The organism is Curtobacterium phoenicis, from assembly GCF_047238015.1.
Classification (GTDB): Bacteria; Actinomycetota; Actinomycetes; order Actinomycetales; family Microbacteriaceae; genus Curtobacterium.
In genome coordinates this window covers 1773841-1786305 of the sequence record NZ_JBDFLZ010000002.1, presented here as the reverse complement: position 1 = coordinate 1786305, position 12465 = coordinate 1773841, and the positions used below count along the sequence as shown (strand labels likewise).

The following is a 12465-nucleotide window of genomic DNA, read 5'->3' as shown; positions in this document are numbered from 1 at the left end:
TGGCGGTCCCGGTGGTGCCGGTCCCGGTGGTGGCGGTCCCGGTGGTGGCGGTCCCGGTGGTGCCGGTCCCGGTGGTGGCGGGCACCAGCGCCACGGTCACCGGGTGGTGGGGGCCTGGAGCTGGTTCGGGTCGGACTCTACGGACGACTCCGGGGATGCCCCGTCCGACGCGCTGGCGCCGCCGGTCTTCTCAGCGTCGCCCGTGCTCGTCGTGTCCTTCGCGGCGCCGCCGTTGCCCGTCGTGTCCTTCGCGGCGCCGCCGCTGCTCGTCGTGTCCTTCGCGGTGTCGCCCTCTTCCGCGGCGGCCTTCTCGGTCCCCTCGCCCTTGGTGACCAGCGGCACGTCCTGCAGGAGCGAGTTCGGCACGAGGTTCTGGGTCGCTGCCGTCGCCTGGTCCGCCTTGGCCGGGGTCGGCGTGCCGTACACCCGCCCGGTCTCCGGGTCGAGGTACACCGGCGTCGAGTTCGCGATCATGCCGAGGCCCTGTGCGTTCCGGGCGAGGTTCTGCGGCGAGTCGAGCACGCGGAGTTCCTCGGAGAGCGACTGCTGCGTCCGCGTGAGCTTCGTCTGCTCGGCGTCGAGCGAGTTGAGGGTGTACGCCCCCTGGCTGAGCACCATGCTGATCCCGAGCTGCGCCAGGAGCAGGACACCGAGTGCCGAGACGGCCACGATCGCGTAGGCGATCCGGGGCCGTGCACGACGCTGCGCCCGGCTCGGTGCGACCTCGACGAGCTCGGGCCGCTCGCGCCGGTCCTCGCGGGACGGTCGGGGCGCGCGGGACGGGGCGACGGGGTCGACGAGTGCGAGGTTCGTGCTCATGTCACTTCCGGATCCGTTCGGCCGCGCGCAGGCGCACGGGGATGGCTCGGGGGTTGGCGGCGCGCTCGGACTCGTCGGCCAGTTCCGCGCCCTTGACGACCAGCTGGAAGGTGGGGCGGTGCTCCGGCAGTTCGACCGGGAGCCCCGCGGGGGCGCTCGATGTGGTGCGTGCCGCGAGCTCGCGCTTCACCATGCGGTCCTCGAGGGACTGGTACGACTCGACGACGATCCGTCCGCCGACCGCGATCGCGTCGAGCGCGGCCGGGATGGCCCGCTCGAGCACGCTGAGCTCGGCGTTCACCTCGATGCGCAGCGCCTGGAACACGCGCTTCGCGGGGTGCCCCTGGCGCTGGACGGCAACCGGGGTCGCGTCGTGGAGCACCTGCACGAGGTCGCCCGACATCTCGAAGGGCTTCGTGGCGCGACGCTCGACGATGGCCCGGGCGTACCGGCCGGCGAGCTTCTCCTCGCCGTAGCGCTGGAAGATCCGTCGGAGGTCGCTCTCGTCGTACGTCGCGAGGACGTCCGCCGCGGTCTGTCCCTCGGTCCGGTCCATCCGCATGTCGAGCGGGGCGTCCTGGCTGTAGGCGAAGCCGCGCTCGGCCCGGTCGAGCTGCAGCGAACTGACGCCGAGGTCGAACAGGACGCCGTCGACCTCGTCGAAGCCCGCACCCGCGATCGCGTCGGCGATGCCGTCGTACACGGTGTGCACGAGGTGGACGCGGTCACCGAAGCGGGCGAGCCGCTCCCCCGCGATGCCGAGGGCGTCGGTGTCGCGGTCGAGCCCGATCAGCGTCAGCTCCGGGAACCGCTCGAGCAGCCCCTCGGAGTGGCCGCCCATCCCGAGCGTGGCGTCGACGACCACCTTGCCCGGGCCCTCGAGCGTCGGTGTGAAGAGCTCGACGATGCGCTCGAGCATCACCGGCGTGTGCGGGAAGCGTTCCCGCTGTTCGTGCTGTTCGTCCGCATCGGCCATGTCAGCCCCTGTGTCCTCCGGGCCGCGGGTCCGGATCCCCATCCATGCGACCTGACGTCGGGGAAGTGACGTCAGGGCACCACGGCTGGGAGTCCCGATCCGCGGATCAGAAGATCCCCGGGATCACCTCCTCGTCGTTGTCGGCGAAGCCCTCTTCGACCTCGGCGTAGTAGGCCTCCCACGCGGGGGTCGACCAGATCTCGGCACGGTCACCGGAGCCGATGACCGTCAGGTCCCGTTCGAGCCCCGCGTAGTCGCGGAGGTTCTGCGGGATCGTGACGCGGTTCTGCTTGTCGGGCTGCTCTGCGCTCGCTCCGGAGAGGAACAGGCGCATGTAGTCCCGGGTGCGCTTCGACGTCATCGGAGCAGTGCGGATGCGCTCGTGGAGTTCCTCGAACGTGTCCGCGCTGAAGACGACGACGCAGCGCTCCTGCCCGCGGGTCATCACGAGCCCCCCGGACAGCTCGTCCCGGAACTTGGCGGGGAGGATCACGCGACCCTTCTCGTCGAGCTTCGGGGCGTAGGTACCGAGCAGCACGTCGGGCCTCCCCTCCGCTCCACCGGACCGTTGCAAGCCCCACTTTACTCCACTCTCCTCCCCCTGCCCAGGTTTCCGCTCCCGAGAACGGCGCTGTGCCCCCAACTGGGGCGGTCGTCTTGGACCCGGATGGTCGCTCAGGCCCGCCACACCCCCGGGAATCCAAGGATGTGGAGCGCCGTGGAGGACGTGGAGGAAAGTGGAGGGCTTTCGGAGCCGAGTGGCGCCCCGGAGGCGTGGCGTACCCCCGCCACGCCGCTCACGTCCGCCGAACGGTCACGCCCGGCGCCGCGCGCGACAGCTCCCGACCGTGCGGCTCACCTCCACCCCGCGCCGTTGGTCGCACTTCGTGCCGCTGGCCCCACTTCGTCCGCGAGGGCCGGTCATGACTCCCCGTGCGCTCCACGCCGCGCGGTCAGAACGGTCACTCCGGAACGTCGTGAGCGACACTTCACGACCCCTCGGCGACGTGCACGCGGGGTGTCGTGACCACGGCAGCTGACGCCGGGTGCACGCGGCACGTCGTCTCCCGCCACCGAGGTTCCACGACTCGCCCCGCGTTGCACGCCGAGGTTCCACAGACCGAGGCGCGCACGCTCGACATGCCCGGATCGCGGAACCTCGGGCTGGACGGCGCTCGGAGTGAACGGCCCGCGCCGCGGACACACGCAACGGGGCCGGTCCCGAAGGACCGACCCCGTTGCGACGTGTGGAGGAAGGAGGAGCTACTGCCCCTGCTCGTTGCGCTTGTCCCAGCGCTCGTTCATGCGGTCCATGAAGGAACCGCCCGACGACGACCGCTTCGACCCCGACGACCCGCCGGACTTCGGCGTCCGACCCGGCTTCGCCTTGGGCACCCGCATGCCCGGGCGCAGCGCGAACAACACGCCGGCGAGCATGATCACGAACCCGAGGATGCCGATGAGCGGCTGCCGCAGGACCAGTCCGACGATGACCACGGCGACGCCCGCGAGTGCACCGAGCACCCCGAGCGCGATCGACGTGTAGGTCGGACGGCCCTGGCGTCGCGTGACGCGCGCGACGAAGTCGGAGTCGTTCTGATAGAGGCTGCGCTCCATCTCTTCGAGGAGGCGCTGCTCTTGCTCCGAGAGTGGCATCTGTGTTCCCTCTGTTCCTGGGATCGACGCAAGGACTTGGTCGGCCGATTCTACGTCCCGGCCACTCCACTAGGGTAGGGAGTGTGGCTGAGAGTACGCGATTAGTGGACCTCGTTTCCGCACGGATCGAACGGGCCCTCGACGAGCAGCGGGAGCGGCTCCTCACGATCAGCCCCGACCTCGCTCCGTTCGACGAGTACGCGCGGGACCTCCTCTCGGGCGGCAAGCGGTTCCGGGCCCTGTTCTGCTACTGGGGATGGCAGTCGGTGGCCGGACGTTCCGGGTCGTTCGACCCCCTCGCCGAGGGCTCCCGCCAGACCACGGCGGAGGCCGTCGTCACCGTCGCCGCGGCCCTCGAGGTGTTCCACGCCGCGGCGCTCGTGCACGACGACATCATTGACCGCTCGGACACCCGCCGAGGCCTCCCCGCGGTGCACCGTCGGTTCGAGGCGCTCCACCGTGACTCCGGGTTCACGGGCGACCGCGCGCAGTACGGCACGAACTCGGCGCTCCTGCTCGGCGACCTGCTGCTCTCGCTGAGCGACGCGGTCTTCGACGAGGGCCTCGCACTCCTCGATCCCGCCCGCGCCCGGATCGTCCGTCAGGAGTTCCACGCGATGCGGCTCGACGTCACCGCGGGGCAGTACCTCGACGTGCACGAGGAGACCGCGTGGCCCGCGATCGACGAGGGCGAGCACCTCCTCCGGGCACAGCGCGTCATCGTCTTCAAGTCGGCGAAGTACTCGGTCGAGGCGCCGCTCGTCATCGGTGCCCTGGTCGCCGGAGCGAGCGAGTCGCAGCTCGAGGGCCTCCGGTCCTTCGGCCTGCCCCTCGGCGTGGCGTACCAGCTCCGCGACGACATGCTCGGCGTCTTCGGCGACCCCGAGGTCACCGGCAAGCCCGCCGGCGACGATCTCCGCGAGGGCAAGCGCACCGTCCTGATCGCGAGTGCCCGCAAGACGCTCCCCGCCGGTCCCCGACAGCTGCTGGACGAACTGCTCGGCGACCCAGACCTCGACGAGGCGCAGGTGCAGATGCTCCGCGCGACCCTCACCGACTCGGGGGCCGTGGCCGCGGTCGAGCGCTCGATCGACCGGCACGTGCAGCGGGCGAAGGCCGCGTTGGACGCGGCCCCGCTGACGCCGTCGGCGCGCGAGCAGCTCGCATCGTTGGCCGACACGGTCACCCGCCGCGTCGCGTAGACGGGACCCCCGGACGGCCTGGAGGCGCGGTGCGGGCCCGCACCGCGCCTCCAGGCCGTCTCCGGGTCGCAGCCAGAGCAGCGGTCACCCCGGAGCAGCGGTCCCCGCTACAGCAGCGACTGCGCGATGCGGCGCACCTCGGCCTTGCGACCCGCGCGCAGCGCGTTGATCGGCGAGTCACCGATCGCGTCGTCGACGGAGAGCATCCAGCGGACGGCCTCGTCGTCGGAGAACCCGTTGTCGGCGAGCACGATGAGCGTGCCCCGGAGCTCGGGGAGCGGCTCGGTGCCGTCGAGGAACTCGCTCGGCACCCGGAGGACACCGTCCACCCGGGCGGGCAGGAGCGTCCTCTGCTCGAAGAGCCGGTGGATCCGGCCGGGGGTCACACCGAACAGCTCGACGAGGTCGGGGACCGTCAGCCAGCGCTCGGAAAGGGTCGCGTCGTCAGTGGGTGCAGGACTCACACGCCCATGTTGCCAGAGCGACGCGACGTACCGTGCACCTCGTTCGTCCCAGGAGTCACACGCGCAACATCCGACTCTCTGGTTGACTTGGGAATCAGCCCATGCCAGCGTTGAGCCGCCTGTGAGTGCGCACACGCGCGCGTGAACGGCTCACCGAGGACAGGAGACCACCGTGGACAACGCTGCAGACGAGGCCGCCCGGCGCGCACGATCCGCCCGGTTCGCGACCATGCCGATCGTCCTCGCCGGGACGATCGCCGTGACGGCCGGCCTGACCGGACCCGTCGCGCACGTCCAGGCTCGACACGACGACGAGGGCGGCGCGAACAAGCGGCACGTCGACGAGGACCGCAACGAGAGCGACGGCCCGGTCTTCACCACCGCCGTCGCGCGACCGGCAGAGACCACCGTGGCCACCGTCGCGGCCGTCACGAAGCCCCCGACCACCTACACCGTCCGGCAGGGCGACACCGTGTCGGCGATCGCCGCCCGCTACGGCCTCTCCGCGCAGGAGGTGCTCGTGCGCAACGGCCTCGGTTGGAACACGATCATCCACCCGGGCCAGACCCTCCACCTCGCGAGCACCCCCGCCGTGCAGGCCGCTCCTGCGCGGACGACCACGACGTCGGCCACGGGCAGCTACCACGTGCGATCGGGTGACACCGTCTCGGGCATCGCCTCCCGCATCGGCGTGTCGACGCAGTCACTCCTCCGCGCGAACAACCTCTCGCAGCGGAGCGTCATCTACCCGGGACAGACCCTGCGGGTGCCCTCCGCCTCGGCCCCGAGCGCCCCGTCGGCTGCTGCACCGTCCCGACCGGCGGTCGCCACCTCCGCCAGCAGCAGCGGACACGTGAAGATCGCCTCCGGCGACACGATCGCGTCCATCGCGGCCGCGCACCACGTGTCGGTCAAGGCCCTCCTCGCCGCGAACGGTCTCAGCTACACGAGCACGATCTACGCGGGCAAGACCCTCGTGCTGCCGGGAGCCACGGCGACGGCCGCCGTGTCGACCTCGACCGGGTCCACCGGAGCATCGGTCTCCGGCACGGTCCTCAGCGCGGAACAGTGGCGCAACGCGGCGACGATCGTCAGCGTCGGCCGGTCCCTGGGCGTCCCGCAGCGCGGACTCGTCGTCGCCCTCGCCGCCGCGATGCAGGAGTCGAGCCTCCGGAACCTGTCGCACGGCGACCGTGACTCGGTCGGCCTCTTCCAGCAGCGGCCGAGCCAGGGCTGGGGCAGCGCCGACTCCCTGCAGGACCCGGCGACCGCGGCCAAGCGCTTCTTCGCGGGGAACCCGGGCAAGACGCGCGGGCTGCTCGGTGTCCCCGGTTGGGCGTCGATGAGCGTGACGGACGCCGCGCAGGCCGTGCAGGTGTCGGCGTACCCGAAGGCGTACGCGAAGTGGGCCGGCCCGGCGGAGACCTGGCTCGCCTCGCTCTGAGCGCAGGCGTCTCTTCCTGACCATCGCTCATCCGATCGGCCAGGGCGGTTCATCCCAGAGGTCGAGATCGGGTAACGGTCGGAGCGTCAGTACGGGCTCCTGCAGTCCGGATTCGTAGAATGCCGCAGATGACCACGAACGCCACGGACCCCATGATCGGTCGGATGATCGACCGACGGTACCGTGTGCGCTCGCGCATCGCCCGCGGCGGCATGGCGACGGTCTACCTCGCGACCGACGTCCGGCTCGAGCGGCGCGTCGCGATCAAGATCATGCACGGGCACCTCGCCGACGACCAGGCGTTCCGGGAGCGCTTCATCCAGGAGGCCCGTTCGGCCGCCCGGCTCTCGCACCCGAACCTCGTCGGCGTGTACGACCAGGGTGCCGAGGACGACACCGCCTACATCGTCATGGAGTACATCCCGGGCATCACCCTGCGGGACCTCCTGCAGGAGCACCACGCCCTCACGCCGGAGCAGGCGACGGACATCCTCCGCGCCGTCCTCGCCGGGCTCGCGTCCGCCCACCGCGCCGGGATCGTGCACCGCGACCTCAAGCCCGAGAACGTCCTGCTCGCCGACGACGGACGGATCAAGCTCGGCGACTTCGGCCTGGCCCGTGCCACGACGGCGAACACCGCGACCGGGGCCGCGCTGCTCGGGACCATCGCGTACCTCTCCCCCGAGCTCGTGACGCGGGGCGCTGCCGACTCCCGCAGCGACATCTACGCGCTCGGCATCATGCTCTACGAGATGCTCACCGGCGAGCAGCCGTACAAGGGCGACCAGCCGATGCAGATCGCGTACCAGCACGCGAACGACACCGTTCCCCGCCCGAGCGCAGCGGTGCCCGGGGTCCCCCCGGAGCTCGACGAGCTCGTGGCGTGGGCGACCGCGCGGAACCCGGACGACCGGCCGGCCGACGCACGCGAGATGCTCGACCACATGTCGGGCGGTGCCCAGCGCGCGACCGGGCAGTACCGGACCGCGGTGCTCCGTCCCGAGAACGCCACCGCGATCCTCCCGTCCGACGGCCCGGCCTCGCACACCCCGGCGTCGTACGGCTCGGCGCCGGAGGACGACTCCGACGACACGACCGTCCTCGACCGCGCGGGCGCCGGCGCGGCGGGCGTCGCCGCTGGTGGCGCCGCCGTCGGCGCCGCGGGAGGGGCCGCTCCGCGTCAGCGCGGACGGAACCAACCCGGTCCGCGTCGCACCGGTGGACAGCCCGGCGTGCTCTCCCCGGCCGGGCAGCGGCTCGCGGACAAGTCCGCGAAGCGTCGCAAGCGCGGCTGGATCGTCCTCGCGGTCGTGGTGCTGCTGGCGCTCATCGGCGGGACGATCGGCTGGGTGTACGGACCGGGGCCGCTCGGCAACGTCCGCATCCCCGAGGTCGCCGGCAAGAGCGTCTCGCAGGCCCGCGAGCTCATCGAGGCCCAGGGCCTGCGGACGGCAGCCTCGAACGGCCACCGGTTCGACGCCGTCATCGCGAAGGGCGAGGTCTCGACGACGAAGCCGGCCGCGAAGCGCGAGGTCCGCAAGGGCACCGCGATCCAGCTCGTCCTGTCCGACGGCCCGCGCATGATCGCCCTCCCCGCGATCATCGGCCAGCCGGTGTCGACCGTCACCGCTGCGCTCGACGACGACTTCGAGTTGCAGGACACGCAGTACCAGTTCTCGGCGGACGCCGCGAAGGACACCGTCATCGCCGCGACCGGGCGTGACGCCTCCGGGGCGGTCGACCTCGGCAAGGCCGAGACCTACGCCGAGCGCGGCCCCGTGACGCTCACCGTCTCGCTCGGCCAGGTGCCCGACGTGGTCGGCAAGACCGTGGACGATGCCCGCTCGACGCTCGAAGCGGTCGACCTGCAGCTCGGCACGCAGGACGCCAAGTACGACGACCAGGTGCCCGAGGGACAGATCATCTCGGCGAAGGCGACCGACGACCCCGCCGTGCGCGGCACGTCGATCGACGTCGTCGTGTCGAAGGGCCCGGCGCCGATCCAGCTGCCGGACGTCCACGGCAAGACGATCAACGACGCGACGAGCACCCTCGAGGGCCTCGGGCTGCAGGTGTCCGTCCCGGACTGCACGAACATCCTCTGCGGCTTCTACGACTGGAAGGCGACCCTCCCCGTGTCGAGCACGGACCCGCCCGCCGGCAGCACGGTGCACCGCGGCGACACGATCACCCTCGCCTACGAGCAGTAGCGCCGCGCGCGGCGCGCGGGAGCGCGGACGCGCGGACGCGCGGACGCGCGGACGACCGTCCCGCGAAAGCGACAGAAGCGCGCTGCCGGCCGCCGTCCGCTCCGCGAAAGCGACAGACGTGTGCCACCGCTCCGCGCAAGACTGTCGCTTTCGCGACCACCCGACGGCCGGGAGGCACGGTGCCAGCCCGCCCCGCGCCTCCCGGCCGTCACGTGCGCACCCGGCGCGACCGCACTGCGGAAGCGACAGGAGCGCGCGGCGCGCCGCCGGACGCCCCGCGAGAGCGACAGAACCCCGCGACGGGGTCGCGGGGTTCTGTCGCTTTCGCGGGCAGGTGCGCCGCAAGCGGCGCGCGCGCAACACGCGCACGCGCACGCGCGCCGAGCGCGCTCAGCGCGCGGTGTGCGGGTGCGCCCCGAGCTCCTCCGCGACGAGGAAGGCCAGCTCGAGCGACTGCATGTGGTTCAGTCGCGGGTCGCAGAGGGACTTGTACCGGGTCGCGAGCGTGGCCTCGTCGATGTGCTCGGAGCCGCCGAGGCACTCCGTCACGTCGTCGCCGGTGAGCTCGACGTGCATGCCACCCGGGTACGTGCCGACCTCGCGGTGCGCCTCGAAGAACCCGAGCACCTCGTCCACCACGTCGTCGAACCGGCGCGTCTTGTAGCCGGTCGGGGTGGTGAGACCGTTGCCGTGCATCGGGTCGGTCACCCACAGCGGGTTCGCGTCCATGCCCTTGATGGCCTCGAGGAGCTTCGGCAGCTCATCGCGGATCTTGCCGGCGCCCATGCGCGTGATGAACGTCAGGCGGCCGGGCTCGCGGTTCGGGTCGAGCTTCTCGACGAGCGCCTTCATGTCGTCGACCGAGGTCGTCGGGCCGAGCTTCACGCCGATCGGGTTCCGTACGCGGGACAGGAAGTCGACGTGCGCGCCGTCGATGTCGCGGGTGCGCTCCCCGATCCAGATGAAGTGGCCGGAGGTGTCGTACGCCTGCCCGGACCGGGAGTCGATCCGGGTCATCGGGCGCTCGTAGTCCATGAGCAGCCCCTCGTGCGAGGCGTAGAACTCGACGTGCTTCAGCTCGTCGAAGTCCGCACCGCAGGCGTCCATGAACCGGATCGCGCGGTCGATCTCCTTCGCGAGGTGCTCGTACCGGGCGTTCGCGGGGTTCGACGCGAAGCCCTTGTTCCACGAGTGCACCTGACGGAGGTCGGCGAACCCGCCCTGCGTGAACGCGCGGACGAGGTTCAGCGTCGAAGCAGCCGTGTGGTACCCCTGCACGAGACGACGCGGGTCGGCCTGGCGGCTCTCCGGCGTGAAGTCGTACCCGTTGACGATGTCGCCGCGGTAGGCCGGCAGCGTGACGTCCCCCCGGGTCTCGAAGTCGCTCGAGCGCGGCTTCGCGAACTGCCCCGCCATGCGGCCCATCTTGATGACGGGCATCGAGGCGCCGTAGGTGAGGACGACGGCCATCTGCAGGATCGTCTTGACGCGGTCGCGGATCGAGTCCGCGGTGGCGCCCGCGAAGGTCTCCGCGCAGTCACCGCCCTGGAGCAGGAACGCCTTGCCCTGCGCAGCCGCGGCCAGTCGGTCGCGGAGCTTGTCGACCTCGCCCGCGAAGACGAGGGGCGGCAGCGTGGCGATCTCGGCGGAGGCGGCCTCGGCGGCGGCGGGGTCCGGCCAGGTCGGCTGCTGCTTGATCGGGAGCGTGCGCCAATAGTCGAGCCCCTCGATGACGTCCGGATCCTGCAGGGCGACGAAGTCGGTCGACTCGAACAAGGGCGTTACCTCGGTGTTCTGGGCTCACGGCCGGTCGGACGACCGGTTGTCCGGTCGTCGACCCGCCGTCCGGCCGGGTTGCCGGACCCTGCGAGCCTACCGTCCGGAGGCGCTGCCCCGCTCCTTCATGACCTGCTCCCGCGCGGAGCTCGCGCGTTCCTTGACGCTCGTCGCGTAGACGTCGACGTACTCCTGCCGGCTCAGTCCGGCGAGCTCGTGCATGACCTCGTCCGTGACGCTGCGCAGGATGAAGCGGTCGGTCTCGAAGCCCTGGAACCGGGAGAAGTCGAGCGGCTTGCCGAACACGACGCCCACGCGCTTGAACTTCGGGAACCGCTGGCCGATCTGCTGGACCTCACGGGTGCCGACCATGGCGACCGGGACGACGATGACCCTGCCCTCGAGGATCATCCGTGCGATGCCGGTGCGGCCGCGGTACAGCTTGCCGTCGGGGCTGCGCGTGCCCTCGGGGTAGATGCCGAGCTGCTCCCCGCGGGCGAGGACCTGCAGGCCCGTGTGCAGCGAAGCCTCGGACGCCTTGCCGCCGGAGCGGTCGATCGGCAGCTGGCCGATCGCGTTGAAGAACGTCTTCGTCGCCCAGCCCTTCAGGCCGCGGCCGGTGAAGTAGTCGCTCTTCGCGAGGAACGAGATGCGTCGGTCGAGGACGGCCGGCAGGATCACCGAGTCGATGAACGAGATGTGGTTCGACGCGAAGATGACCGGGCCCTTGGAGGGCACGTGCTCGCGACCGACGACCCACGGGCGGAAGAGCGTGAGGATGAGCGGGCCGAGCAAGAAGTTCTTCAGCAGCCAGTAGGTCATCATCGACTCCAGTTCGGGACGGGTATCCGTGGCGACGGGACCGTGCCCGACCCTACGCCGTCCGGGCGTGGATCCGGGCGAGGTCCGCGGCGCCGACGACGCCCGCGTCGTTCACGAGCTCGGCGATCACGAAGTCGGGCTCCGGGTGGTACCCGCGCGCCGGGAGGTTGCCGAGGTACGCCTGCTTGATCGGCTCGAGCAGCCGGTCCCCCGCGCTCGCGACGCCGCCGCCGAACACGAACAGCTGCGGGTCGAGCACGGCCGACAGCGAGGCGCACGCCTCACCGAGGTGTCGGCCGAGACGACGGAGCGCCGCGAGGGCGCCCGGGTCGTCCGCGAGGATCAGGTCGCCGACGATCTTGCCGTCGAGGTGGCCGCCGTTCTGCTCGCGGGCGTCCGCGAGGGCGGAACCGATGCCGCCGGCGTCCGCGACGTCGTTCGCCATCCGCTGCAGTGCACGACCCGAGCCGTACTGCTCGATGCAGCCACGGGCGCCGCAGCCGCAGGGCAGGCCGTTCGGGACGATGCGGAGGTGGCCGATCTCGCCGCCGGTGCCGAAGCCGCCGCGGAACAGGCGGTCCTCGGTGACGATCGCGCCGCCCACGCCGGTGCCGATCGTGAGCATGGTCATGTCCGACACGAGCCGCCCGGCGCCGAAGCGGAACTCCGCCCAGCCGGCCGCGTTGGCGTCGTTGTCGACGGTGATGTGCAGGTCGCCGATGCGCTCCTGGAGCTTCTGCCGCAGGGGCTCGTTCCGCCAGCGGATGTTCGGCGTGTAGTAGACGATCGACTGCGACGCGTCGATGAAGCCCGGCGCCGCGACCCCCACCGCGCTGACCTCGTGGGAGGCCCGGAGGCGCGTGACCATCGTCACGACGTCGTCGAGCATGGCGTCCGGGTCCGCAGCGTTCGTGGCGACGCGGTCCTCGGCGAGGATCTCGCCGAGCTCCGAGACGACCGCTCCCGCGATCTTGGTGCCCCCGATGTCGATTCCGATGGCGTGCACGGTCCACGAGCCTACCGGTTCGCCGTGTCCACACCGAACGCACGGCCTGCTCCACGGGGTTCTCCGTGCGTCGGCCCCTATGCTGGCGGT

At 71.5% G+C, this 12465-nt stretch carries 11 protein-coding genes; 3 read left to right on the top strand and 8 right to left on the bottom strand.

The features are described from left to right. Positions 1-96: 96 nt before the first annotated feature. From ftsL to ABC270_RS08725, 4 genes are all read right to left on the bottom strand, one after another. The gene (ftsL, locus tag ABC270_RS08740) at positions 97-819 is read right to left on the bottom strand and encodes a cell division protein FtsL (protein WP_412880424.1); all 723 of its coding nucleotides are present in this window, start codon (positions 817-819) and stop codon (positions 97-99) included. Position 820: 1 nt separating this feature from the next. Then, complete coding sequence (rsmH, locus tag ABC270_RS08735; RefSeq protein ID WP_412880423.1) at positions 821-1795, bottom strand: 16S rRNA (cytosine(1402)-N(4))-methyltransferase RsmH; 975 nt, start codon at positions 1793-1795, stop codon at positions 821-823. A 106-nt stretch (positions 1796-1901) separates the two neighbouring features. Continuing rightward, the gene (gene mraZ, locus ABC270_RS08730) at positions 1902-2333 is read right to left on the bottom strand and encodes a division/cell wall cluster transcriptional repressor MraZ (protein ID WP_022904577.1); all 432 of its coding nucleotides are present in this window, start codon (positions 2331-2333) and stop codon (positions 1902-1904) included. 725 nt (positions 2334-3058) lie between these two features. Then, positions 3059-3451, bottom strand: a complete 393-nt coding sequence (locus tag ABC270_RS08725) for a DUF3040 domain-containing protein (protein ID WP_412880422.1) — start codon at positions 3449-3451, stop codon at positions 3059-3061. Between the two features lie 83 nt (positions 3452-3534). On the opposite strand from ABC270_RS08725, the gene ABC270_RS08720 reads away from it, so the two are divergent. Beyond that, positions 3535-4653 (top strand): polyprenyl synthetase family protein, encoded by a 1119-nt coding sequence (locus tag ABC270_RS08720; protein WP_412880421.1) that lies wholly within the window; start codon positions 3535-3537, stop codon positions 4651-4653. Between the two features lie 107 nt (positions 4654-4760). Here the strand turns inward: ABC270_RS08720 and ABC270_RS08715 are convergent, their stop codons facing one another. Continuing rightward, positions 4761-5117, bottom strand: coding sequence for an Rv2175c family DNA-binding protein (locus ABC270_RS08715; RefSeq protein ID WP_412880420.1), 357 nt, complete (start codon positions 5115-5117; stop codon positions 4761-4763). 172 nt (positions 5118-5289) lie between these two features. On the opposite strand from ABC270_RS08715, the gene ABC270_RS08710 reads away from it, so the two are divergent. Together ABC270_RS08710 and pknB are read left to right on the top strand one after the other, a co-directional pair. Then, on the top strand, positions 5290-6561 hold the full coding sequence (locus ABC270_RS08710) for a LysM peptidoglycan-binding domain-containing protein (protein ID WP_412880419.1): 1272 nt from the start codon (positions 5290-5292) through the stop codon (positions 6559-6561). A gap of 128 nt (positions 6562-6689) precedes the next feature. Beyond that, positions 6690-8771: a Stk1 family PASTA domain-containing Ser/Thr kinase gene (pknB, locus tag ABC270_RS08705; protein WP_412880418.1), complete on the top strand. Its 2082-nt coding sequence runs from the start codon at positions 6690-6692 to the stop codon at positions 8769-8771. A gap of 390 nt (positions 8772-9161) precedes the next feature. On the opposite strand, the gene ABC270_RS08700 is transcribed toward pknB, so the two are convergent. The 3 genes from ABC270_RS08700 to ABC270_RS08690 form a co-directional block, all read right to left on the bottom strand. Next, on the bottom strand, positions 9162-10547 hold the full coding sequence (locus ABC270_RS08700; RefSeq protein ID WP_412880417.1) for a class II 3-deoxy-7-phosphoheptulonate synthase: 1386 nt from the start codon (positions 10545-10547) through the stop codon (positions 9162-9164). Between the two features lie 96 nt (positions 10548-10643). Beyond that, positions 10644-11369: a lysophospholipid acyltransferase family protein gene (locus ABC270_RS08695; protein ID WP_412880416.1), complete on the bottom strand. Its 726-nt coding sequence runs from the start codon at positions 11367-11369 to the stop codon at positions 10644-10646. A gap of 52 nt (positions 11370-11421) precedes the next feature. After that, entirely contained in the window at positions 11422-12375 is a 954-nt protein-coding gene (locus ABC270_RS08690) for an ROK family glucokinase (protein WP_412880415.1), read from the bottom strand. Positions 12376-12465 lie beyond the last annotated feature (90 nt).

Bases quoted from the DNA above. Each gene is read 5' to 3' on its own strand.
- ftsL (WP_412880424.1), bottom strand. From the start codon at position 819: ATGAGCACGAACCTCGCACTCGTCGACCCCGTCGCCCCGTCCCGCGCG.
- rsmH (WP_412880423.1), bottom strand. From the start codon at position 1,795: ATGGCCGATGCGGACGAACAGCACGAACAGCGGGAACGCTTCCCGCAC.
- ABC270_RS08725 (WP_412880422.1), bottom strand. From the start codon at position 3,451: ATGCCACTCTCGGAGCAAGAGCAGCGCCTCCTCGAAGAGATGGAGCGC.
- pknB (WP_412880418.1), top strand. From the start codon at position 6,690: ATGACCACGAACGCCACGGACCCCATGATCGGTCGGATGATCGACCGA.
- ABC270_RS08695 (WP_412880416.1), bottom strand. From the start codon at position 11,369: ATGACCTACTGGCTGCTGAAGAACTTCTTGCTCGGCCCGCTCATCCTC.